This is a genomic window from Thalassospira sp. CH_XMU1458 (genome assembly GCF_037027205.1).
In the GTDB taxonomy this organism is placed as follows: domain Bacteria; phylum Pseudomonadota; class Alphaproteobacteria; order Rhodospirillales; family Thalassospiraceae; genus Thalassospira; species Thalassospira tepidiphila.
The window spans coordinates 82,864-106,350 of sequence record NZ_JAYMDW010000002.1 but is presented as its reverse complement, the minus strand read 5'-3'; the positions used below and the strand labels follow the sequence as shown (position 1 = coordinate 106,350).

Genomic DNA, 23,487 nt, shown 5'->3' with positions numbered 1-23,487 from the left:
GCCGCTTAACGGCCGCGTTCAACCACAAAACGCGCCACCGCACGCAGCGGTTCGGCCTCGTCGTCAAAGCAGTTCAGGTGATTGATCGCCTGATCACACAGCATTCTCGCCTGCGCGCGGGCCTGATCAAGACCCAGCAATTTGACGAAGGTTGATTTTTCCTGATCAACATCCTTGCCGGCGGTCTTGCCAAGTTCTTCCGAACTTGCCTCGACATCAAGGATGTCGTCCTTGATCTGAAACGCCAGCCCCATGTCATGCGCGTAGGACCGCAGCGCCAAACGAATGCTTTTCGGCGCCTTGCCAAGGATCGCCCCGGCTTCGCAGGCAAAGGCAAACATCCGCCCGGTCTTAAGCAAATGCAGGTGTGTGACCTGCGCCTGATCAAAACTCTGCCCTTCCCCGGCCAGATCGATCATCTGTCCCCCGACCATGCCATACGGCCCCGCCGCACGCGCAAGGGCACGGACAAGATCGGTGCAAACGCGCGGATCAGGATGGGTATCTTCATCGGCCAGCACTTCAAACGCCTGGGTCAGCAACGCATCACCAGCCAAAATCGCCGTCGCCTCGTCAAACTGCTTGTGGCAGCTGGGCTTGCCGCGACGCAGATCATCATCATCCATCGCCGGCAGATCATCATGGATCAGCGAATAGCTGTGAACCATCTCGACCGCGGCCGCCACACGAAGGGCCGAGCGGCGCGATACCTTGAACAACCCAGCAGAGCTCAGCACCAGAAACGGGCGTAAACGTTTGCCGTCGCCCAGCGTCGAATAGCGCATCGCCTGATACAGGCGCTGCTCGATCTGGCCATTGGCGCGGGGCAGGATCCCGTCAAGCGTCTCGCCCAGATCAGCAGACGCCGCACTCAGTTCGGCAATCATGTCGTAACTCACGACGGTCTCCGATTATTCAATTTCGGTCGGGGTTGCCGACGGGCGGCCATCCGCATTCAGGGTGATTTTTTCGATGCGCTCTTCAGCCGCGCGCAGTTTGTCCGCGCAATGGCGTTTAAGCGCCGCACCGCGTTCATAGGACGCAATGGCGTCATCAAGCCCGACCTGCCCCTGTTCAAGCTGACGCACAAGGGTTTCAAGCTGCCCAAGCGCCTCTTCGAAACTCAGTTTCGCGATATCTTCAGGAATTGCGGGAGATGCAGTAGCCTCGGACATGTAAGCTCCATTTCTTAGATCGGCGCGGAGTTTACGCGCAAGTCACGATCAGGGCAACCGAACAGAACGCAATTTCGTCTGACTGAAACGCTTTTGTCGGGCAACAGCTGGGTGCTTAATGTGCCCCCATCAATGTGCGCACATGTTGCACGGCACTGGTCGCAAGCGACGGCAAATCATAGCCCCCTTCAAGCAAGGACACCACACGTCCACCACACTGTTCCTCGGCAAGATCCATCAACTGCTTGGTCATCCAGACAAAATCATCCGCCACATAGCAAAGCCCCGCCAGCGGATCATTCTTGTGCCCGTCAAAGCCCGCCGAAATGATCAGAAGTTCCGGCTTGAACGCGGCAATACCCGGCAAGACCGTCGAATTGAACGCCTCTTGCACTTCTTTTGTGCCCGATCCGGCAACCATACCGACATTCAGGATATTATTCGCACATCCGCGTTCGCTTTCGGCCCCGGTGCCCGGATAAAGCGGCCATTGGTGGGTGGAGCAATAAAACAGGTCCGCATCATTATAAAACAGGTCCTGCGTGCCGTTGCCGTGATGAACATCGAAATCCATCACCGCCACCCGCTTGATGCCAAATTTGTTGCGCGCATGGTGGGCGGCAATGGCCGCATTGTTAAACAGGCAAAAGCCCATCGCCCGGTCATATTCGGCGTGATGCCCCGGCGGCCTGGTGGCGACAAAGGCATTCTTTTCATGCCCCTCCATCACCGCATCGACCGCGACACAGGCCCCGCCAACTGATCGCAATGCCGCCCTGCCTGAGCCCGGCGAGACATAGGTATCACCATCAAGCGGCTCGATGCCGTGGTCAGGGATGCTTGCCATCACCTTGTCGACATAGGCCGGGTCATGCACTTTCTTGATCAGGTCGATATCGCCCAGCGGCGCTTCTTCGCGGTGAAGGAACATGAATTCCTCGGCCTCGAAAACGCGCTGGATCACGCGCAGACGATCGGCACATTCCGGGTGTCCCGGGCCGGTATCATGTTCAATACAATCGTGATGGGTCACGAACAAAGTCGCCATTTTTCTGCGTCGCCTTCCTGAATGGTCCGATTTGGTGCGGCGCCGGGATCAAGCCCGGGTCACGGGATCGCGTTGACCGCGTCCGTTGTTTTTATCCTGCTTTGCTTGTTCTAGCGCAAAACCGGATGCTTCTCTTTGTTCTAAATCAGCACATCACCGAACGGTAAGGCAAGCTCTTTGGCCTTCGATCTTCGCATCATTTGGCGCGTGTCACGTTTGCTACTAATACTTTCACAGTTTTGCCGTTTTCTCGGGTTTGTATATGCTGGTATCGATTATGTTTCAAACCGAGCAAACGGGAACATAATCAAATAAAAACAGGTCCTGTCGGAATCGGTGCAAAGGTTTCATTCGCCCGCACACCGCCCAAGGGATCAAATTCGCGATCACCAGAGGAAAATCTGGTGCATGGAAGGAAGTTCGACAGGCCGGATTCCGGCACAAACACCATCAGCAGCAGGTGAGACCCGAGTAAACACTCTCTTGACAGATTTGTAATATACTTGAGAATAAGTTTACCGATGAATTCCTGTAATTTGTTGGTGGCAGAAGTCACTATCCTTTAGGTATTATTACCGCAGTGACTTCGCGCCAGTCGGATCAGAAGCCACCCGATGGCTCCGTCTGGTGATTTGTCGAATTTTCATTGGGACAATGGCCGCTTGCGGTCAGGCTCATAAGGAAGCCAAATGGAACTTAACAACTTAGAAGAAAAGGCCGAACAGGCTAGCACCCTGTTAAAGGCCATGAGCAATCAGAGCAGACTGCTTATCCTTTGCCAACTCAACGAAGGCGAAAAGTCGGTTGGCGAACTCGAACGCATTGTCGGGCTAAGCCAGTCCGCCCTCTCGCAGCATCTTGCACGCCTGCGTCGTGACAAGCTCGTCCAGACTCGTCGCGAAGCACAGACCATCTACTATTCGCTGAATGGTAACGATGCTCTGCGCGTGATCGAGACCCTCTACGGGCTTTATTGCAACGCCTCACGCAATTCTGCTGCTGCGTAAAACACCCGGGCACTCCCCACTAAAAAAGCCTGCCTTTTTTGGGCAGGCTTTTTTACGTCTGGATTTTAAAATCTGTCTATTGCGATCCGCATTCCGGCAGCGGCAGCTTGGTGACCTTATCAAGCGTGCCCAGAACTTCAAACTCGCCATAGTCAAAACGCATACCATGCGCGACACCGTTATCGCCAAAATCAACCGCCATCTCGGTTGACGGGCCATTTTCCGCAGCCCCGATCGGATAAAATGCCAGGTTCATGCGATGAAACGCACCGCGCGCAATCGCGTCGGGATCGTTGGCGGTGTTATCGGCATCCTTGCTGCCTGAAATCACCACAGCCACCCGGTTGGTCGGGGTATCGCCGCTGCCATCAAACACCAGATCATTGGCAAACCGCACCCCGTCTTTGGCACGTTTCAGCAACACCAGCGAATGCTGGGTCGGGAACATGGCATCGGCCGGAAGTTCTTCCTCGACCTCGACCGGGATTTCGTAACTGACCTTGACCATGTCGTCCTTGCGGACCGCCTTGCCGACGATCTCGTCGACCTTGGTGCCATCAAGATAATCACGCATGCGGAAACGATATTCCGTTCCGTCAAAATCTTCCCACTGGGTCATGGAATAGGCCGAATTGATCGGCGTGCCTTCGCTGCCCTGAAGGATCATGATCTGCTGCATTTCCGTGACCCAGCCATCGCACATCTTCTCAAAGCGATAGCCAAGCACACCGGACGCATCAACAATCGAACTGCCCTGTTCGGCATGGCTCAGCTTGAAGTGATATTCCGCCACATGCGGCACGATGGCATCTTCGATGCCCGTCACATTACCAGCCTGCGCGGCACAGCCACCAAGACCCAAACAAAAGATCAGCGTTCCTTTAAGGGAACGCTGACGTTGCTTAATCTCTGAAAAAAATCCAGACAACATCACTCTCCGGTGGCGCCAACTCCGACAATCCAGGGATCTTTAACCCCCTTTTTGGCAGCAAGAAGGCGCAAATCATGTGCGTGTTCTGCCGAAAGCGGCCCGACCGCAACACGAAGATACGGCTTGCCCTTCACCTCGGCATTCAAAAGGCGCGGCTGGTATTCCTTATAAAGGCCCAGCGCCCTGTTGGCACGCGCTTCATCTGCAAAGCTTGCCAATACCACATAATCACCGGGCAGCGGCGCGGCAAGGTCATCCCCTGCAAGGGCGTCCCCGTCAAGTGCTGCATCCACCGGTTTGACCATCACGTCATCCCCGTCACCCATAACCGCCGGATCGATCAGTGCGGCGGTGACGGTTTCCTTTGGCGCGGCAATTTCGGCTACCGGTTCGTAACTGACATAGCCTGCAACCGCGGCATCTGCCTCGACCTGCGGGTCGATCGGGCCAAGGTCACTGCGATCAACGGCAACGTCTTCGACTTCGATCTGATCACGTGCAGAGGCAACCTCAACCGCATCAACCGTATCATCGGGCGTCTTTTTCGGGGTCAGTGGCGGCAGGTTGGTGGTGACAATCGCGTTGGATTTAAGGGCCGTCGCACTCGGGCGTGACCAATCCTCGGCCGGGGCATTCACCGCATAGATTTCCGGGCGGGCAACGCGCAGTTCCTGTTTGATTTCAGGCTCACCCATCACGGCAAGGGCTGCGGCCTCTTCGGCCAGGATGGTTTCGTCGTCCTTGCAGATGGTCTGTTCGAGAAGTGGGCGATGCAGCGCGCAATCGCGCTCGGCAACGAAAGAAACCGCATGGTCGGTTGTGCTTTTGCCGGTCGACACATAGCTGATCAAATCACCGGCAAGCTTTGCCACCGTCAACTCAATCGGACCACCGCACGCGCCAAGCGCCAAAGGTGCCGCCACCACAAGAATTTTTCTCAACAGGCCATCCCCCGAAGGATCGAATTTTCTTTTCCTCCGCTACAGTGGCCCAATGGCGGTTAATATTAGGTAACGATTGCCAATAGATTTCCCCAAAAGAAAACGGCCCGGAAAGCTCCGGGCCGTCTGTATCTTCAGTATTTCGGGCAAGGCCCCAAACACATCAGTCTTTTTTCGCTTTCGGCGGCAGCTGCACACGCAGGTGCAATTCTTTAAGCTGCCTGTCATCGACCTCTGCCGGCGCATTCATCATCAGATCCTGTGCCTGCTGGTTCAGCGGGAAGGCAATGACTTCGCGAATGTTCGGCTCATCGGCCAGCAACATGACGATACGGTCAACACCCGGGGCCGAACCACCGTGCGGCGGGGCGCCGAATTTGAACGCGTTGATCATGCCGCCAAAGCGGTCATCGACAACGTCCTTGCCATAACCGGCAATCTCGAACGCCTTGTACATGATGTCCGGGCGATGGTTACGAATGGCACCCGATGACAGCTCGATACCGTTACAAACGATGTCATACTGCCACGCCTTGATATCAAGCGGGTTCATGTTTTCCAACGCGTCCAGACCACCTTGGGGCATCGAGAACGGGTTGTGGCTGAATTCGATCTTGCCGTCGTCGTCTTCCTCATACATCGGGAAATCAACAATCCAGCAGAACTTGAACATGCCTTCTTCGCGCAGTTCCAGTTCGTCACAAACCTTGTCACGGACCTTACCGGCAAACTTGGCCGCGGCCAGTTCCTTGTCACAGGCAAAGAACACCGCATCGCCATTGGCAACGCCGGTGATTTCCTTGATCTGTGCGATACGATCGGCATCAAGGTTCTTGGCAATCGGGCCTTTTGCTTCGCCGTCTTCACCGTAAACGATGTAGCCAAGACCAGCCGCACCTTCATCACGCGCCCAGTTGTTGAGCTTGTCAAAGAAGCTGCGCGGGCGCGATGCGGCACCGGTTGCCGGGATCGCACGCACAACCGAACCTTTTTCGATGTTCGATGCAAAGATGCCAAAGCTCGATCCGCGGAACGGCTCGGTGACGTCCGAAATGATCAGCGGGTTGCGCAGGTCGGGCTTGTCGGATCCGTATTTCGCCATCGATTCATCGAACGGAATGCGCGGGAACGGATACGGGGTCACATCACGACCACCGCCGAACTCGACAAAGATGTCATGCAGAACCGGCTCGATTGCGGCAAACACGTCGTCCTGGGTGGCAAAGGCCATCTCGAAGTCGAGCTGGTAAAACTCACCCGGCGAACGGTCGGCACGTGCGTCTTCATCGCGGAAGCACGGCGCAATCTGGAAATATTTGTCAAAGCCCGAAACCATCAGCAGCTGCTTGAACTGCTGCGGTGCTTGCGGCAGGGCATAAAACTTGCCCGGATGCATACGCGACGGCACCAGGAAGTCGCGTGCGCCTTCCGGCGAACTTGCGGTCAGGATCGGCGTCTGGATTTCAAGGAAGCCCTGTGCGGTCATTTTCTGACGCATGGCCGAAATCACCTGCGAACGCAGAACGATGTTCTTGTGAACGCTCTCGCGACGCAGATCGAGATAACGGTGACGCAGGCGAACTTCCTCGCCGTATTCGACATCGCCAAACACCGGCATCGGCAGAACTTCGGCCGAAGACTGAACTTCGATGTTCGATGCATAAACTTCGATCTCGCCGGTCGGCAAGTTCGGGTTGATGGTCTCGGCCGTACGTTTGACAACCTTGCCATCGACCGTGATCACGCTTTCAGCACGCGCTTTATCAAGCGTCTCGAACAGCGGGCTCGAAATATCGATCACGACCTGGGTGATGCCGTAATGGTCGCGCAGGTCAACGAACAGAAGGTTGCCGTGGTCACGTTTACGGTGAATCCAGCCAGACAGGCGAACTTCCGCATCGGCGTCAGTCGCGCGCAGCGCATTACAGTTATGAGAGCGAAAAGGATGCATTGTCATTCCAGGTTGCTTTGTATTTTGGGCCGCAAATTTGGCCGCAAAGGTGCATGCCAGACCCGCGCTGTCAAACAAAAAACGCACCACAACATGCCCGCCAACCAGTGATTCATGGCGCTTATGTGTGATGTTCCCCTGCCCGACGGACGTGGTATCTCAAAATTTCAGCGGTATAAAACGCGCAGACAGGCCCTTCGTCAAGTGCCAGTAATGCAGGTCAGTCAACGCAGATCAGCAAATCATTCCGCGCTAATCTTGATCGCCTGAAGATCCTTGACCTTGATAAAGTCGATCAGCCGTCCGCTGCCCGGTGTGATTTCACCCCAGTGATCAACATCGAACTCGAAATGCGCAAGCCCGCAGGTCGGATATTTGCGTGCCATGATCTCGCGGGCCTCAATATTGCCACCGCCATAAAGCGACTGGGCAAAAATCTCGATCCCCGGATTATGGCCGATGAACATCACATGCTTGGCGTCTTCATGGGTGTGGTGCAGGCTTTCAAGCAGCACCCGCTCGCTCGCCATATACAGATCTTCGTTATAGATCACATCGGCATCGGTTGCGAAATCCCGCCCCAATAGACCAAGTGTCTGCACCGCACGTGCCGCCGTCGAACACCAGATCAGGTCCGGCACCAGTTCATGCTGACGCAGATAGCGGCCCATAAAGGGGGCTGCCTTTTCACCACGGCGGTTCAGTTCGCGGTCATGGTCGGCCCGACCCGGATCCGTCCAGCTTGATTTGGCATGCCGAAGCAGCAGCAACGTCTTCATATCTTCGTTTCGCGAATGATGATCAACGGTGTACCTGCATGCCATATCAACGGCTTTGATGCCATCAGAAAAACTGACACATAAATTTAAGAAAATTGCACCCACCCAAGCAGTTATCCTATACTCCATTTGCAACCGGGAACTGTCGCATAAGTTCAAGGACGTTCCCTCAATCCGCAGGAGGCATAGCGTGACACACGCCGCTGCAGTTCAGTCAAGCGCGATCACCATTGATTCGGAAAGCCGCTTCATTAACCGCGAATTATCGTGGCTGGCATTCAACAATCGCGTTCTTGAAGAGGCCCAGAATACCGGCCACCCACTGCTTGAAAGACTGCGTTTCCTGTCGATTTCGGCCAGCAACCTTGATGAATTCTATATGGTCCGCGTCGCCGGCCTCGTTGGGCAGGTCCGCGCTGGCATGACCAAGGTCAGTCAGGATGGCATGAGCCCGTCCGAACAGCTGCGCGCCATTACCTTTGATGCCAACCAGTTGATGCAGGATCAGCAACGCGTCTGGCGCCAGCTCAGCAGCGAGATGGAAAAACAGGGCATCTCGGTCATTGATCAGGGCGACCTGACCCAGACTGACCGCAAATGGCTGGATGGCTATTTCACGCGCGAAATCTTCCCGACGCTGACCCCGCTTGCCATTGATCCGTCGCACCCCTTCCCGTTCATTCCCAACCTTGGCTTTGCCATCGTCATGCAGCTGTTTGATCCAGCAGACGGGCACAATATGCGCGGGCTTATTCCGGTACCGCAAAAAATCGGCCGTTTCCTGCGTCTGCCGGGCCGCAATGAACGTTATCTTCCGGTCGAACAGGCGATCTTGCTCTATCTCGGCAAGCTGTTCCCGGGCTTTGATATGATCGAACACGGTTTCTTCCGCGTCATTCGGGACTCGGACGTTGAAATCGAAGAAGAAGCCGAAGATCTGGTGCGCGTTTTCAAAACCGCGCTGAAACGTCGCCGTCGCGGCAGCATCATCCGTCTTAAGGTCAATGCGGCGATGCCCGAAGACCTGCTTGATTTCGTCATTGATGAACTTGATGTCGCGCTTGAAGAAGTCGTCAAGGTCGATGGACTGCTTGGCGTTGTTGATGTCAAACAGCTGATCGATTCCGATCTGCATCATGACTTGCTGTTCTCGCCCTATGCCGCACGTTATCCGGAACGGGTGCGTGACTTTGGCGGCGATTGCTTTGCTGCGATCAGCAAAAAGGATCTGGTGGTTCATCACCCGTTCGAAGATTTCGACGTGGTGGTGCAGTTCCTGCTTCAGGCTGCCCGTGATCCCGATGTGGTCACCATCAAACAGACGCTGTATCGCACCTCGGAAAACAGCCCGATCGTCAAGGCGCTGATTGCCGCGGCCGAGGCGGGTAAATCCGTCACCGCCATGGTCGAACTCAAAGCGCGCTTTGACGAAGAAGCCAACCTGCGCTGGGCGGCTGACCTTGAACGTGCGGGCTGTCAGGTGGTCTATGGCTTCCTGGATTGGAAAACGCATGCCAAGGTATCGCTGGTGGTCCGCCGTGAAACCCACGGCCTTAAGACCTATACCCACTTCGGGACCGGCAACTATCACCCGATCACCGCCAAATTCTATACCGATATCTCGTTCTTCTCGTGCGATCCGGCACTCGGGCGTGATGCGGCCAGCATCTTTAATTTCATGACCGGCTATGCCACCCCGCGCTCGCTTGAAAAAATCGCGATTGCGCCGCATACCCTGCGCCCGACCTTGCTCACCCACATCGATCAGGAGATCGAGAACTGCAAGGCCGGCAAGCCATCTGGCATCTGGGCCAAGATGAACAGTCTGGTCGACCCGGTGGTGATTGATGCGCTTTATCGCGCAAGTCAGGTTGGCGTTCATATCGAACTGATCGTGCGAGGTATTTGCTGTCTGCGTCCGGGGGTTCCGGGTCTTTCGGAAAATATCCGCGTCAAATCGATTGTCGGCCGGTTCCTTGAACATTCGCGCATCGTTGTCTTTGCCAACGGGGCAAAGCTCCCGTCGCGCAAGGCCAAGGCGTTTATCTCATCGGCCGACTGGATGCCGCGTAACCTGAACCGCCGCGTTGAAACCCTGGTTCCGGTTGAAAATCCGACCTGTCAGCAACAGATTGTTGAACAGATCATGATTGCCAACCTGAAAGACACCGCACAGGCATGGCATCTGCAGCCGGACGGCTCCTATGAACGCTGCGAGGCAGGTGAAAATGCATTCTCGTCGCACAAATATTTCATGACCAACCCGTCACTTTCGGGCCGCGGAAGTGCGCTGGATCAAGCCGACCCGAATGTTCCCGTGCTACAGCTAGACGATTAAAGACGGCTAAAGACGACCAAAGACGACCAACAGGTGCCAACATCTTATGCTGACTGACCAACGGGCTTCCAACCGCATCGCGATCATAGATGTTGGCTCCAACTCTGTGCGGCTTGTCATTTTTGATGGCATGACCCGCGCACCGATGCCGATCTTCAATGAAAAGGTCATGTGCGGCCTTGGCCGTGACCCGGAAAACACCGGCAAGCTTAACCCGGAGGGGGTGGAGCTTGCCGTGGTCGCCATGCACCGCTTTGCGAAACTGTTGCGTGCGATGAAAGTCACCCATGTCGATGTGCTCGCAACCGCTGCTGTGCGCGCTGCCAGCGACGGCAAGGAATTCTGTGATCGCGTGGCATCGGAAACCGGCCTTACGGTCAAGGTGATTGACGGCCTTGAAGAAGCCCGCCTGTCGGCCCTTGGCATCATATCGGGTGATCCGATGGCATCGGGCATCATGGGCGATATCGGCGGCGGGTCGCTGGAACTGGTTTTGCTGGATCAGGGCGAGATCAAAAAACGTGTCAGCCTGCCCTTGGGTGCGATGCGCCTGCATACGGTCTTTGGCTCTGACCGGGCCCGCCTGACGGCTGAAATCAATCAGCACCTTGATACGGTCGATTGGCTGGCAGAGGGCAAAGGCCAACAGCTTTATGCCGTTGGCGGCTCCTGGCGATCAATTGCCAAGCTGTTCATTGCCCAGGAAAACTATCCGATTTCGGTGGTGCATAATCTTGCCATGCCGCAGTCGGAAATGGCCGAACTGACCCACATCATTTCCCAGCAAAGCCGGGTATCGCTTGAAAAGATCGGCGGTGTGTCCAAACGCCGTATCGACAGCCTGCCGCATGCATCGCTTGTAATGAACATGCTGATGACCCGCATGAAGCCAAAGGAAGTTGTCTTTTCCGGCCATGGCCTTCGCGAAGGCTGGATGTATGAAGTCCTGCCCGAAGATCTGCGTCAACGCGATCCGGTGCTTGAAGCCTGCTTCAGCTTTGCCGAAGACGGCGAACGTTTCCATCAGCACGGCGAAGAAGTCGCCCAGTGGTGTGCGCCGATCTTTTCCGAACTGCCGGTCAATATCGAACGGCTGCGTTTGGCGGCCTGCATTATCGGTGATATCGGCTGGAACGAACATCCCGATTACCGTGCAGAGCAAAGCTATAACCGCATTCTGCGCCACCCCTATATCGACCTCAACCACCATGACCGCGTGTTCCTCGCTTACACCATCGGCTCGCGCTATACTGGTAATTTCAAAGGTGATGAGGCCAGCGACCGCATCCTCAGCGACGAGGACCGCCTGACGGGCCGTCTGTTTGGCCATGTCATTCGCTTGGGTCACACGCTGTCTGGCGGGGTCGAAGGCATCCTGCCGCAAACGCAATTGCTGCTCGAAGAAGGCAAACTGATCCTGCAATTCGAAAAGCAGGCATCGGCCCTGTACGGCGAAGTCGTTGAACAGCGCCTGTCGAAACTGGCCAAGCTGATGAACCGCGAAAGTGTTGTCCGGCTCGCCGAATAGGGTTCAGACGCGCACAATCAGACCGCGCATTTTATTGACGCCCCACACCAAAACCGGCACGATCATCGATCTCTTTTCTGATCAGGAGTGCCGTGTCATGACCGACACCAAACAGCCATCCGATCACACCGCGCGTGACATCGTGGGCGCACTGGCACATATGTCCTTTCAAACGCTTTGTCAGGAAATAACCGTTCTGCCAGATACCGACGAAGACATTGAAAAGCTTCGCGCTGCCGCCCGCGATGATGAGAAATCACTGATTGACCTTCTGATTGCGCTAAGGTCTGCCCGACTTGGCGACATTGCCCCCTTGTTTGCCAATCCGGACGACGATCCGGCCAATGCCAAAATCGCCGCATCCGATGTGCCCGACAACATGCTCTCATTGCTGAGTGCCCTTCGGGCGAGCTCAGGCGCCCCGATCCCGGGCGAATAATGAAACCGCTCGACACCCAAGCCACGCTGCATGTCCGTTGCGGATCCGATATCCGCGATGGCCTCAAGCAGGCGGGCTTCACCGGCGACTTTCTGGAATTCTCCGATCCGTTTTGTCAGGGCCCGGTGCCCGATCTGCCACGCGATGCCTTCATCGAAACCCGTGCGGCCTTTATTGCCGGTGCTTACGACCTGCCAAGTGATGAAGCACTTGAACGCCTCAGGCGCGAATATGACGCGCTGGGTCGCCTTGGGCAGTATGACCATGTCGTGCTCTGGTTCGAACATGACAGCTACGATCAGCTGATCCTGGCCTTCCTGATGGATGCCATCGCCACCATCCAGCCCGAAACAAATATCGACGTCATCTCCGTCAACCACGCGCCCGCGTCCGAAGCCATCGACCGCTTCATCGGCCTTGGTCAACTCTCCCTCGATGGTCTGATCTGGTGCTGGAACACTCAACGCCAGCCGCTTAACAGCGACATGCTGACATTTGGCAGCAAAGTCTGGAAGGCCGTCCGCCAAGACACCTCAAACGACCTTAAAACGCTTGCGGCAACCGGCAATGCTCCCCTGCCACATATGATCGGCGCCCTCAAACGCCATCTCGCCGAACTGCCCGACCCGCAAACCGGCCTAAGCCTGACCCAAAAACTCACCCTGCAAATCATCAAGGACCACGGCCCGCTCCCCGTCGGCAAGGTCTTCGGCCACCTGATGCGAACCTACGATCCGCTGCCCTATCTCGGCGATCTGATGTTCTGGTCAGAAATCCAATGGATGATGGACTGCCAGGACCCGCTCTTCATCCTCACGCCCGCCACCCCCAAAACCAACTGGGCCGAACGCACCATCACCCTCACCAACACCGGCCACGAAACCTTGTCTGGCACGCGTAATTTCCTTGATAACTTTACCGGCACCCGTTGGGTTGGCGGTATAAGAATCAGCCCGCTATAAGCGGACTGATTCGTCGACTCTTAGGTTTAAGCGTTCCAGAAAAGATCCGCGTTCACGTTCTGGTTTTCCACCAGATACTTAAGCTGCTCAAGACGAATGTGCTTTCTGCCAAACAGGTCTTCTGCTTTCGCTTTTTCCGCTTTCAGGCGCTCAGCAACCTGCGCAGCCCCCTTTTCCGCATTCCATTTAAAACCGATATTCGGAAGCACACTATGAAGCTTGTCAAATGACACACGGTAGCTGCGCGCATCCGCCTGCGCGTCATCGGAATAAGTCAGATCACAGCCCGGAACGACTTTCTGAACAGTTCTGGCAATATCAATAACCTGATAATTCTGCTCGTTGGTGCCGACGTTAAAGGCTTCCCCACTCACAAGGTTGGCCGGTGCGGTCAGAACGGCTTCAAAACTCGCGCTCATGTCTTCGACATGCAAAAGCGGGCGCCAGGCAGATCCATCAGACAGAAGCTTCACCTCCCCAGAAACAATCGCACGGGCTGTCAGGTTATTCAGGACAACATCAATACGAATACGCGGGGAGTCACCATAACACGTCGCATTGCGCATGAAGACTGGCTCGAAGTTCTCGTCTTTCATCGCAAGCAAGGCGTTTTCACAATCAATTTTGCTTTTCGCATATGGCGTCAGTGGAAGCGTTGGCGATGTTTCATCGACCGGCTTTGAAACATCAGCAGCACCGTAAAGCGAACAAGAAGACGCAAACACAAAACGTTTGATGCCACGCTTCTTGGCTATCTCGGCCAATTTCATGGTTGCCTTGAAATTGATATCGTCAGTCAACTCCGGCGCAAAATCACCCAGCGGGTCATTGCTGAGCGCAGCCAGATGAATGATGGCTTCAACGCCTTCGATATCCTTTTCCTGCACATTTCGCATATCAACGGTTCTGACTTCATCCACGGATGGCGGCGTCCAAAGGTCGAGACCATTGAAATAGCCTGTATCAAGACCGATGACAGAATGGCCGCGGGACTTGAGATACCCGGACATGACACTTCCGACATAGCCCTGATAACCGGTCAATAATACTTTCATAAAAAGTCTTTCTGTTGATATGCGTGTTAAGGAGTTCGTTTTGCGGCACAACCACCCGCATCCGCAAAGCGAACAAGCAATACTTTTCCTGCCGCATTTTCTAAATCCTCGCGGAAATGCTTTCAACAGCAAAACAGCAAACACCCTTATAAGCGCACTAAAACCTCTGAGCTTTTTAAGGCGCTGGAATGCCCACGATTATTTTCAACTTGGCCGGAATCTGTCGTTGGACATTATGTTCGGATTGAGTATGTTCAGCCCCACAAGGGACATGGATTTTCTGCAGGAAAAATAAATGACGGCGAGAACAACAGTTATCACGATCACCCATAACGGGGGGCTCGTTATTGGCGGGCTGTTGAAATCGCTTCCTGCCGACCTGCCACTGATTGTCATCGATAACGCCTCCGAGGACGATACGCTTGATATCGTCACCAATTTGCGCCCGGATGCCAAAATCATCCGCAATCGCGTTGGCCTTGGCTATGGAACCGCTGCGAGTCAGGGTCTTGAGATTGTCGAAACCGAATTTGCCCTGCTGGCCAATCCGGACTCTTTGATGACCGGTGATGCCATTGACGCACTTGTCGCCGCCGCGGACCAATACCCAGATGCTGCGATGTTCGGCCCACTACATAAGGATGGCAATGGCGATATCGAACCCAGCCATGATGTCGAACTCTGGAAACGTCGCGATTATGGCCGACTTGCCTATGATTGCGTGCCCGAAGGGCCGCTCTGCGTCGAATTCCTATCCGGCGCGGTCAATCTGGTCCGCATGGACGTCATGCGTCAGGTTGGTTTCTATGATCCGGAAATTTTTCTTTATTTCGACGATGACGACATGTGCGCACGCATGCTCCGTGCCGGGCATGGCATGATCCTTGTTGCTGATTCAGTTGTCATGCATCTCAATGGGGGGTCCGTTCGCCCCAACCGTGCTTATTACTGGGAAAAGTTCTGGCACCTAGCATGGTCACGCATATACTTTGAACGCAAATATAAGGGCCGTTTGGCGGCGATATGTCTTGGTCTGAAACACACTGTGCGATACGGCTGGAAGGCGCTCTTGTATGGGATCACCATGCAACGCAAAAAGGGCTGGCGTGATCTTGCAAGATTTTTTGGCTCGCTTGGCGCGTTGATCGGTGTGCGGGCCTCAAAACAGCCGCGCGCGACACAGCGTTAAGGCCTCTGAAAGCAAACCCTGAGTGAGTGGAATTCTTTTCAAATGAAGGCAGTAATTCTTGCGGGCGGATATGGCAGCCGACTGAGTGAAGAAACATCGGTCAGACCAAAGCCGATGGTCGAAATTGGTGGCAAGCCGATCCTGTGGCACCTGATGAAGATATACGCGGCACACGGGGTGAATGAATTCGTGATCTGCCTTGGCTACAAGGGCTATGTGATCAAGGAATATTTCGCCAACTACTTCCTGCATCATGCCGATGTAACCATCGATATGGCGACCAATCAGCTCGAATATCACAATGCCAATGCAGAGCCCTGGAAAATAACGCTGGTCGATACCGGCCTGAACAGCATGACAGGCGGCCGTATCAAGCGTGTCGCTGACCATCTTGATGATAATGCCCCCTTCTGCCTGACCTACGGCGACGGGCTTGGCAATGTCGATATCACCGCCAGTATCGACTTCCACAAAAAACAGGGCCGCAAGGCAACCATGACGGTGGTATCACCTCCGGGCCGCTTCGGTGCGACGGTCCTTGATGGCGATCGCGTCACCACGTTTCAGGAGAAGCCGCTTGGCGATGGTGCGCGCATCAATGCCGGCTTCTTTGTCTGCGAAAAATCCGTACTCAACGAAATTGCAGAAGACAAAACCGTCTGGGAAGCAGAACCGCTGCGCAACCTGTCTGATCAGGGTGAACTTTCTGCGTGGCGTCACGATGGTTTCTGGCAACCGATGGATACACTCCGCGAAAAGCATATGCTTGAAAACTTGTGGTCAGAAGGCAAAGCACCGTGGAAAATTTGGTAAGCCAAGCTCGATGACGGCTGAAATGCGCTAAATCCTGGGGCGCCAGATCGCCCCGCCTGATGTGATGATGGATACGAAATGACAACGCCAACCTGCCGCGCCTGCGGAACCGACCTGAAACACACACTCGTTGATCTTGGCCTGAGTGCGCTTGCCAACTCCTTTGTGCCGCTTGATCAGGCAGACCAGACGGACCCGCGCTATCCGTTGCATGCGCGTGTGTGCGAGAATTGCTTCCTTGTTCAGGTCGATGACGTTGTCCCGCCGTCTGACATTTTCAGTCACTATGCCTATTTCTCAAGCTACTCCTCAAGCTGGGTCGAGCATGCCCGCAAATACTGCGAAGCAGCAGCAGAACGGCTTGATCTTGGCAAAGACTCATTCGTGGTCGAAGTGGCGTCCAACGATGGCTATTTGCTGCAGCATTTTGTTGCCAAATCAATCCCGGTTCTGGGCGTTGAACCGGCTGCCAACATTGCCAAGGAAGCCGAGAAAAAAGGCGTTAAAAGCCTCGTTGCCTTCTTTGGCAAGGAAACGGCCGAAAAGGTCGTCGCCAAACACGGCCACGCAAGCCTGACCGCAGCCAACAATGTTCTTGCCCACGTGCCCGACATCAACGATTTCGTCTCGGGTTTTGCCACGATTTTGGCCGATGACGGGGTATCAACCTTTGAATTCCCGCATCTTCTGAACCTTTTGGAAAAGACCCAGTTCGACACCATTTACCACGAACATTTCTCCTACCTGTCGCTTTACGCGGTCGAGAAATGTTTTGAGCAAAATGGCCTTAAGGTCTTTGATGTCGAAGAACTCCCAACCCATGGCGGCAGCCTGCGCGTCTGGGCCCAGAAAACCATCGGCACCCGGCCCGAAACTGATCGGCTAAAGGCACTCCGTACCAAGGAAGCCAATGCTGGCATCGCAACCCTTGACTGCTACGAAGGCTTTGACGCGAAATGCCGCAAGATCCGGGACGATCTGCTGGCTTTCCTCAAATCCGCCAAGACAGAGGGCAAAACCGTTGCCGGCTATGGTGCAGCCGCCAAGGGCAATACGCTGTTGAACTACTGCGACATTGGTACCGACCTGATTGATTTTGTGGTTGATGCCAACCCGCACAAGCAAAACACGCTCCTGCCCGGCAGCCATATTCCGGTCCACGCACCCGACCACCTCAAGGTCGCGAAACCGGACTATGTCCTGATCCTGCCATGGAACCTGTCGGCCGAGATCATGAAAGACATGGCACATGTTAAGGATTGGGGCGGACAGTTCATGGTTGCCATCCCCAGGGTCGAAGTGATCGGATGAAATTTATTGCGACAGATATCATTGGCGTCGACCTGATCGAGCTTGAAAAGCACAGCGATGATCGCGGCTTTTTCGCGCGTTCCTTCTGCAAGCAGGAACTTGCCTCTAACGGCCATGAATTCGAGATCGATCAGGCAAATCTGTCGTTTAATCATCACGCGGGCACGCTGCGCGGCATGCATTATCAGGCCGCACCGGTTGGTGACCCAAAGATCGTGCGCTGCATTTCCGGTGCGATCTTTGATGTTGTCATTGACCTCCGTCCAAGCTCGCCGACCTATTGCAAATGGGTGGGTGCCGAATTGTCAGCAACCAACCGCAATTCCCTGATCATCCCGGCGGGCTGCGCACATGGCTTCCTGACGCTTGAACCCGATACCGAGGTCCTCTATCTGATGGGCGCCCCCTTCGTGCCTGACCTCGCATCTGGCGTGCGCTGGAACGACCCGGCCTTTGGTATTGAATGGCCCCAAAAGCCTTCCATCATCAATGACCGCGATGCCAACTACCCAGATCACGAGCCGTCAAAATGAAGGTCCTCGTCACCGGTGCCAACGGCCTGATCGGCCCCTATGCCTGCCAAAAGCTGATCTCGACTGGCCATGATGTCATCACCTGCGGGCGATCTGCCCCACAAGATGGCGAGCTCCCCGGACGACATGTGACGGGTGACCTGCTGGATGCCAGTTTTCGCAAACATCTGATCGCATCCGAACGTCCCGATGGGCTAATCCATCTGGCCTGGCAGACCAAGCACGGTCATTTTTGGAACGCGCCGGATAATCCAGATTGGCGCGAAGCCAGCATTGATCTTCTGGATCGTTTCCATGATCAGGGCGGCAAGCGTGCCGTGCTTGCCGGAAGCTGTGCCGAATATGACTGGCAGGGTATTGCGCCGGGTCAGAAACTGACCGAGGGCGCGGCATGTACCCCCCATACCCTCTATGGTCAGGAAAAGCTTAAACTTGCCCAGCATTGTCTGGACCTGAACGCCAAGGGTGCCGCCATCGCCTGGGGACGTCTGTTCCTGCTGTGCGGCCCGAAAGAGGCCCCCGCACGTTTTGTTCCGGCCATCACACGCGCCATGCTGGCCGGTGAAACTGCCAAAATGAGTTCTGGCAAACAGATCCGCGATTTCATGCATGTCGCCGATGCCGGTGCCGCATTTGCCAAGCTGGTCGATCATCCCTTCACGGGTCTGATCAATGTCGCATCCGGCGAGGGCCACAGCCTGCTTGAGGTTGCCGAAACCATCAAAAGCCTCATTGGCCATGGCACCATCGCAGCGGGCAGCATGGCCGACCGCCCGGATGATCCGCCCTATCTGGTCGCAGACACATCAACGCTTAACGAAACGGTTGGTTTCAGGCGCGAATTTGATCTCCAAGCGGCACTTGAAAACTGCATTGAATGGTGGCGATCCCACCCGGCTTGATCCGGGCTTGTTCAAGCGCCTCCCTACCCCAACCCGCGCGACGCCCGGAAAATCTCGCCTCGCAGCCATTTATGTGCGGCATTGGCGGCGTTGCGGACGTGCCAGTATTGGGCAAAGCCATATTCGCGGAATTCAAGCGGCAGGTCGAACTGGCCAAAATCCTGCATCATGGAGCCTGACAGGCGCGATGGCAGGGTGGCGATGATGTCTGTGCCGCGGATCAGGTTGGCGACACTGGCAAAGGTCGGCACCTGAAGCACTGTGCGGCGTGATCGGCCAAGGCCGCGCAGGATGTCATCGATTTCCGAACTGTCATTGGCCCCGATCATCACGCGCGCATGACTGGCCGCACAATACCGGTCCAGCGTATCGGGCGGCCCGTCGTGAAATGCCGGATCATAAAAGCACCGCATCCGTTCGCGAAACAGGCCTTGGCGGGCGATATCGCCATGCTTGCCCGATTGATCAATCGTAATCGCATGATCAATCGTGCCATCGCGCAGCCATTTGACCATGCGGTCTACCCCCGGCACCGATACGACCTGAAGCCGCACATCAGCAGAACATTTTTGCAACCGCTTCATCAGGGCCGGCAGGATCACCGCCACCTCGTAATCATTAGCACCAAGCACAAAGCGCGCAGAATGATCGGCATTATCGGGATCAAACGCGACCACACGGGTCAGGCCACGCATCCCCTGCAACAACCCACGCACCTGTGGCGCGATTTCATCGGCATGGGCGGTCGGTGCAACTGATCTGCCTGACCGGACAAACAACGGATCGCCGATAATCTGGCGCAACCGATCCAGCCCGTGACTGACCGTCGGTTGCCCGACATCAAGGCGGTGTGCGGCTGCTGTCACCGATCCCTCGTCATAAATCGTCAGGAACAGCCGAAGCAGGCGATAATCAAGATCCAATTCATCGATTTTCATGCATAAGTACTATCATACCCATCGAATTGATCATATGCATTATTGGGTCCAGATTTCTCCCATGAACAGGCGATGCCTGACCCCTTATCGGAGAAACTGACATGACCATCCTCATCACTGGTGCAACCGGCCAACTCGGAAGCCTTGTTGTCAAACATCTGCTCGATCGCATCCCGGCAAGCGACATCGCCGTCAGTGTGCGCAAGCCTGAAAAGGCCGCAGACCTGAGCGCCAAGGGCATTGATGTCCGCAAAGGTGATTTCAATGACCTTGCCCTGATGACAAAGGCGTTCGCCGGCATTGACACAGCCCTTATCATCTCGGCCGAGGACGACAACGAAACCCGCATCAAACAACACCGCACCGCGGTCGATGCCGCCAAGGCCGCCGGTGTCAAACACATCGTCTATACCGGCATTGTTGATCCCAAGGCGGATGCCGATTTCACCTATTCGGCCATTCACCTTGATACCGAAAATTACATCCGCCAAAGCGGCCTCGCCTTCACCATTTTGCGCAACAGCTTCTATGCCGATCTTCTGCTGGCCGGTGTGCCACATGCGCTTGAAACCGGCGATTTTGGCGCGCCGGCCGGTGATGGCAAAATCACCTATATCCCGCGCAATGACCTGGCAGAAGCCGCCGCCGTGGTTCTTGCCAAGCCCGCTGATCACGGAAACAAAACCTATGACCTGACCGGAACCAAGGGTGTGTCGCACTCCGAAATCGCGGGCTACATTTCTGACGCCACCGGTAAGCCGGTCAAATTCGTCGATCTGCCCGCTGAGGTCCATACCGGCATCCTCAAAAGCCTCGGCCTGCCCGATCACCTGATCGAGGCCCTTGGGGGTCTCTATGTCGGGGCGAAGAAAGGCGACTACGAAACCGTGAGCAACGATTTCGAAAAGGTCGTCGGGCGCAAACCACAATCAGTTGAAGACTTCATCGCAAAGGCTCTGAAATGAACCGCTTTAAATCAGGACTTCTCATTCCTGTACTCGCAACCTTCCTTGCCACCATCCAACCGGCTCATGCTGGTGAGATTGAGGATCGCAACACTGCAAACGCCGTTGCCTTCTATGAAATGGTCTTTAACGAAAAGGACGTGGACGGCGCGATCACGAAATATATCGGCGACGAGTATATTCAGCATAACCCGTTTGCCGCAGATGGCATCGAAGGTTTCCGTAGTGCCATCTCTGGCTGGCTGGCGTCAGATCCCTCTATCCATGCTGATATCGTCCGCACCGTCGCCGAGGATGATCTGGTCGTGCTGCATGTCCGGTCAACCTCTGCACAGGGCGAAAGCGCTGTGATGGACATTTTCCGCTTTGACGACAACGGCAAGGTTGTCGAACATTGGGATGTCGTTCAGCCGGTTCCGGCGACATCGGCAAATGACAACACAATGTTCTAGGCCCTCAACGCCTCCCATCACATCAAGCCCCCGAAAAGGTGCTTTTCATCTGACAAAAAACGGGCCCCGAAAGGGGCCCGGCAAGTTTTCAGGGAGGCATCAGAAACGGACCAAACGGTCCCTGACCTTCAGGGGGTAAAGGTCAGCAGAGAAGAGACAAAAAGCACAGCCGTCGAGGTAATCGAAAAAGCGATATATTTGATAATCATGTTCAGGTTCCTTTGCGGGGGGCGGGGGTACAGGCAAGACAGCACCGGGGACGCACCATCTTGCCTGCCCGGGGTAAGACCCCAAGTAGAACGCGTTTCCGCCGAACTTTCCTTTCCCCTCAGGGAACCGGAACATGGCGGGGTGATCTAAATCGGGACTAAAGTCCCAGGTCTGACAGCCCCGGATGATCATCCGGACGGCGGCCAAGCGGCCAATGAAACAGCCGGTCTTCAGCCGAAATCGGCTTGTCATTGATCGATGCCACGCGATGGCGCATCAGGCCGTCTTCATCAAATTCCCAGTTCTCGTTGCCATAGGCCCGAAACCAGTTGCCGCTGTCATCGCGATATTCATAGGCAAAGCGCACAGCGATGCGGTTCTCGTGAAACGCCCAGAGTTCCTTGATCAAACGGTACTCCAGCTCCTTGGCCCATTTGCGGGTCAGGAATTGAACGATGTTTTCCCGGCCCTCGAAAATCTCGGCGCGGTTACGCCAACGGCTGTCTGGCGTATAGGCCAGCGACACCTTTTCGGGATCGCGGCCGTTCCAGCCATCCTCGGCCATACGGACCTTCTGTTTGGCGGTTTCGACGTTAAAAGGCGGAAGAGGTGGCCGTGACATCATCTGATCCTTTGGTGTTTGGTCGATAAAGGGACCCCGGTCGGCGCGCAGCAACATGCGGAGGGGGGAATGCCGACCGGGGGAGTTGCCGGTTGTTACGCTGCGGAGGCGTTAACCACCGGGAAATCAATCGGGGTATCAAAGGCTTCGTTGAGATAATTGGTCAGGGTATTGAGCGCGACATGCGCCACGATCTCGACCAGTTCGGCCTCGCTGTAACCGGCAAGTTTGGCGGCACTCACGTCACCTTCGCTCACCTGGCCACGGTTTTTGACCAAAGCGACGGCAAAGCGCACAGCCGCATCCGCCTTCTGATCGCTCGACGTACCATTGCGGTTTGCCGCGATCTCGGCGTCATCAAGTTTGGCGATGTTTTTGCCCAAGTATGTATGCGCCGACAAGCAATAGTCACAGCCATTAAGCTGTGCGACCGCGAGGGCAATGCGTTCGCGGGTCTGCGGATCGAGCGCCCCTTTGGCAAGCGCCCCATTCAAACCAAGATAGCCCTCAAGGGCGGCCGGGCTGTTTGCCGTCAGACGAAACAGGTTCGGAACCGAACCGAGCATCTTGTTCACACCTTCAAGAAGCGGCTGGGAAGCCTCAGGCGCAGCATCGATCGAAGCAGGCAGGGAAATACGGGTCATTGAAACTCTCCTAAACAAGTTCGGGTTGATCAGTGTTGAAAACATATATACAGACAGGTCTGTCTACTTGTCAAATATATTTTTGGAATGACCGTTCTTTTATCTGAAACGCTTGCAATTCTGCGGCTTTCCCGCCACAAGAATACAGACCGGTCTGACTATTGGAGTAAGAAAATTGAAGTCTAAACGCGACGTTCTCGTCGATACGGCCCTGCGTCTTTTCTATACACAGGGCTTCAACGCCACCGGAATCGACAAGATTCTGGCCGAGTCCGGCGTCGCCAAAATGACGATGTACAAACACTTCAAGTCAAAGGATGAACTGATCCTGGCCGCCCTTATGCGCCGCGATGAACAGTTCCGCGACTGGCTGAGCGCTGAAATGCAAAAGGCATCAACCAATCCGCGCGATCAGTTGCTTGCGATGTTTGATGCGCTCGAAGAATGGTTTCATGGCCGCGCCTTCAAGGGCATGGGCTTTTCCGGCTGTGCGTTTATCAACGCCTCAAGCGAGTTCGCCAAACTTGATCACCCGGCCCACCAGATCGCCGCCGAACACAAACGCTGCGTACTCGAACATATTGCCGATCTGTGCACAAAGGCCGGCGCGTCCGACCCCAAACAACTGGCCGAACAACTCGCCCTTCTCAAGGAAGGGGCAATTGTCACAGCCCAGGTGCGCGGCATGCCCGAATCGGCCCAGATTGCCAAAACCATGGCAACCGCCCTGCTGGATGCCGCCCTGCCCGCCTGA

At 55.4% G+C, this 23,487-nt stretch carries 25 protein-coding genes; 13 read left to right on the top strand and 12 right to left on the bottom strand.

The window, feature by feature from the left end:
* Nucleotides 1–5 precede the first annotated feature (5 nt).
* The 4 genes from WBY09_RS07855 to WBY09_RS07840 form a co-directional block, all read right to left on the bottom strand.
* The gene (locus WBY09_RS07855) at nt 6–887 is read right to left on the bottom strand and encodes a polyprenyl synthetase family protein (protein WP_064780575.1); all 882 of its coding nucleotides are present in this window, start codon (nt 885–887) and stop codon (nt 6–8) included.
* Nucleotides 888–911: 24 nt separating this feature from the next.
* Entirely contained in the window at nt 912–1,175 is a 264-nt protein-coding gene (locus tag WBY09_RS07850; RefSeq protein WP_044828501.1) for an exodeoxyribonuclease VII small subunit, read from the bottom strand.
* Nucleotides 1,176–1,290: 115 nt separating this feature from the next.
* Nucleotides 1,291–2,223, bottom strand: coding sequence for a histone deacetylase family protein (locus WBY09_RS07845; RefSeq protein ID WP_008891278.1), 933 nt, complete (start codon nt 2,221–2,223; stop codon nt 1,291–1,293).
* A 307-nt stretch (nt 2,224–2,530) separates the two neighbouring features.
* Nucleotides 2,531–2,779, bottom strand: coding sequence for a hypothetical protein (locus WBY09_RS07840; RefSeq protein ID WP_336232421.1), 249 nt, complete (start codon nt 2,777–2,779; stop codon nt 2,531–2,533).
* Between the two features lie 133 nt (nt 2,780–2,912).
* Between WBY09_RS07840 and WBY09_RS07835 the strand changes: the two genes are divergently transcribed.
* Nucleotides 2,913–3,230 (top strand): ArsR/SmtB family transcription factor, encoded by a 318-nt coding sequence (locus tag WBY09_RS07835; RefSeq protein WP_008891276.1) that lies wholly within the window; start codon nt 2,913–2,915, stop codon nt 3,228–3,230.
* A 76-nt stretch (nt 3,231–3,306) separates the two neighbouring features.
* On the opposite strand, the gene WBY09_RS07830 is transcribed toward WBY09_RS07835, so the two are convergent.
* The 4 genes from WBY09_RS07830 to WBY09_RS07815 all read right to left on the bottom strand — a co-directional run bounded on the left by WBY09_RS07830 (nt 3,307) and on the right by WBY09_RS07815 (nt 7,832).
* The gene (locus tag WBY09_RS07830; protein WP_008891275.1) at nt 3,307–4,161 is read right to left on the bottom strand and encodes an EipB family protein; all 855 of its coding nucleotides are present in this window, start codon (nt 4,159–4,161) and stop codon (nt 3,307–3,309) included.
* Nucleotides 4,161–5,102 (bottom strand): SPOR domain-containing protein, encoded by a 942-nt coding sequence (locus WBY09_RS07825; RefSeq protein WP_336232420.1) that lies wholly within the window; start codon nt 5,100–5,102, stop codon nt 4,161–4,163. The genes WBY09_RS07830 and WBY09_RS07825 overlap by 1 nt, the downstream gene beginning before the upstream one ends.
* Before the next feature lie 163 nt (nt 5,103–5,265).
* On the bottom strand, nt 5,266–7,053 hold the full coding sequence (gene aspS, locus WBY09_RS07820; protein WP_064790209.1) for an aspartate--tRNA ligase: 1,788 nt from the start codon (nt 7,051–7,053) through the stop codon (nt 5,266–5,268).
* A 242-nt stretch (nt 7,054–7,295) separates the two neighbouring features.
* Nucleotides 7,296–7,832, bottom strand: coding sequence for a SixA phosphatase family protein (locus tag WBY09_RS07815; RefSeq protein WP_336232418.1), 537 nt, complete (start codon nt 7,830–7,832; stop codon nt 7,296–7,298).
* A 190-nt stretch (nt 7,833–8,022) separates the two neighbouring features.
* Between WBY09_RS07815 and WBY09_RS07810 the strand changes: the two genes are divergently transcribed.
* The 4 genes from WBY09_RS07810 to WBY09_RS07795 all read left to right on the top strand — a co-directional run bounded on the left by WBY09_RS07810 (nt 8,023) and on the right by WBY09_RS07795 (nt 13,099).
* Nucleotides 8,023–10,170, top strand: a complete 2,148-nt coding sequence (locus WBY09_RS07810) for an RNA degradosome polyphosphate kinase (protein WP_008891271.1) — start codon at nt 8,023–8,025, stop codon at nt 10,168–10,170.
* A 46-nt stretch (nt 10,171–10,216) separates the two neighbouring features.
* A complete protein-coding gene (gene ppx / locus WBY09_RS07805; RefSeq protein ID WP_064780572.1) occupies nt 10,217–11,698 on the top strand; it encodes an exopolyphosphatase in 1,482 nt (493 codons plus the stop codon).
* Between the two features lie 97 nt (nt 11,699–11,795).
* Nucleotides 11,796–12,137, top strand: a complete 342-nt coding sequence (locus tag WBY09_RS07800) for a hypothetical protein (RefSeq protein ID WP_336232417.1) — start codon at nt 11,796–11,798, stop codon at nt 12,135–12,137.
* Nucleotides 12,137–13,099 (top strand): DUF1835 domain-containing protein, encoded by a 963-nt coding sequence (locus WBY09_RS07795; protein WP_336232415.1) that lies wholly within the window; start codon nt 12,137–12,139, stop codon nt 13,097–13,099. The genes WBY09_RS07800 and WBY09_RS07795 overlap by 1 nt, the downstream gene beginning before the upstream one ends.
* A gap of 26 nt (nt 13,100–13,125) precedes the next feature.
* Here WBY09_RS07795 and WBY09_RS07790 read toward each other — a convergent pair whose 3' ends face one another.
* Entirely contained in the window at nt 13,126–14,154 is a 1,029-nt protein-coding gene (locus tag WBY09_RS07790) for an NAD-dependent epimerase/dehydratase family protein (protein WP_197145283.1), read from the bottom strand.
* Between the two features lie 295 nt (nt 14,155–14,449).
* Here WBY09_RS07790 and WBY09_RS07785 point away from each other — a divergent pair, with 295 nt between their 5' ends.
* The 5 genes from WBY09_RS07785 to WBY09_RS07765 all read left to right on the top strand — a co-directional run bounded on the left by WBY09_RS07785 (nt 14,450) and on the right by WBY09_RS07765 (nt 18,902).
* Nucleotides 14,450–15,343, top strand: coding sequence for a glycosyltransferase family 2 protein (locus tag WBY09_RS07785; protein ID WP_336232412.1), 894 nt, complete (start codon nt 14,450–14,452; stop codon nt 15,341–15,343).
* 42 nt (nt 15,344–15,385) lie between these two features.
* Complete coding sequence (rfbF, locus tag WBY09_RS07780; RefSeq protein WP_197145285.1) at nt 15,386–16,156, top strand: glucose-1-phosphate cytidylyltransferase; 771 nt, start codon at nt 15,386–15,388, stop codon at nt 16,154–16,156.
* A 78-nt stretch (nt 16,157–16,234) separates the two neighbouring features.
* The gene (locus tag WBY09_RS07775; protein WP_197145286.1) at nt 16,235–17,467 is read left to right on the top strand and encodes a class I SAM-dependent methyltransferase; all 1,233 of its coding nucleotides are present in this window, start codon (nt 16,235–16,237) and stop codon (nt 17,465–17,467) included.
* The gene (gene rfbC, locus WBY09_RS07770) at nt 17,464–18,000 is read left to right on the top strand and encodes a dTDP-4-dehydrorhamnose 3,5-epimerase (protein WP_336232411.1); all 537 of its coding nucleotides are present in this window, start codon (nt 17,464–17,466) and stop codon (nt 17,998–18,000) included. The genes WBY09_RS07775 and rfbC overlap by 4 nt, the downstream gene beginning before the upstream one ends.
* Nucleotides 17,997–18,902: an NAD-dependent epimerase/dehydratase family protein gene (locus tag WBY09_RS07765; protein ID WP_336232410.1), complete on the top strand. Its 906-nt coding sequence runs from the start codon at nt 17,997–17,999 to the stop codon at nt 18,900–18,902. Before rfbC ends, WBY09_RS07765 begins: the two co-directional genes overlap by 4 nt.
* A gap of 23 nt (nt 18,903–18,925) precedes the next feature.
* On the opposite strand, the gene WBY09_RS07760 is transcribed toward WBY09_RS07765, so the two are convergent.
* Complete coding sequence (locus WBY09_RS07760; RefSeq protein ID WP_336232409.1) at nt 18,926–19,840, bottom strand: LysR family transcriptional regulator; 915 nt, start codon at nt 19,838–19,840, stop codon at nt 18,926–18,928.
* Between the two features lie 101 nt (nt 19,841–19,941).
* Here WBY09_RS07760 and WBY09_RS07755 point away from each other — a divergent pair, with 101 nt between their 5' ends.
* On the top strand, nt 19,942–20,805 hold the full coding sequence (locus WBY09_RS07755) for an SDR family oxidoreductase (protein ID WP_336232407.1): 864 nt from the start codon (nt 19,942–19,944) through the stop codon (nt 20,803–20,805).
* Nucleotides 20,802–21,257, top strand: coding sequence for a nuclear transport factor 2 family protein (locus WBY09_RS07750; protein ID WP_336232406.1), 456 nt, complete (start codon nt 20,802–20,804; stop codon nt 21,255–21,257). The genes WBY09_RS07755 and WBY09_RS07750 overlap by 4 nt, the downstream gene beginning before the upstream one ends.
* A 367-nt stretch (nt 21,258–21,624) precedes the next feature.
* Here WBY09_RS07750 and WBY09_RS07745 read toward each other — a convergent pair whose 3' ends face one another.
* Nucleotides 21,625–22,089 (bottom strand): nuclear transport factor 2 family protein, encoded by a 465-nt coding sequence (locus WBY09_RS07745; RefSeq protein WP_008891265.1) that lies wholly within the window; start codon nt 22,087–22,089, stop codon nt 21,625–21,627.
* A gap of 95 nt (nt 22,090–22,184) precedes the next feature.
* On the bottom strand, nt 22,185–22,733 hold the full coding sequence (locus WBY09_RS07740; RefSeq protein ID WP_064780558.1) for a carboxymuconolactone decarboxylase family protein: 549 nt from the start codon (nt 22,731–22,733) through the stop codon (nt 22,185–22,187).
* A 175-nt stretch (nt 22,734–22,908) separates the two neighbouring features.
* Between WBY09_RS07740 and WBY09_RS07735 the strand changes: the two genes are divergently transcribed.
* Nucleotides 22,909–23,487 carry a TetR/AcrR family transcriptional regulator gene (locus tag WBY09_RS07735; protein WP_336232405.1) on the top strand — a complete coding sequence of 193 codons (579 nt, stop codon included), beginning with the start codon at nt 22,909–22,911 and terminating at the stop codon, nt 23,485–23,487.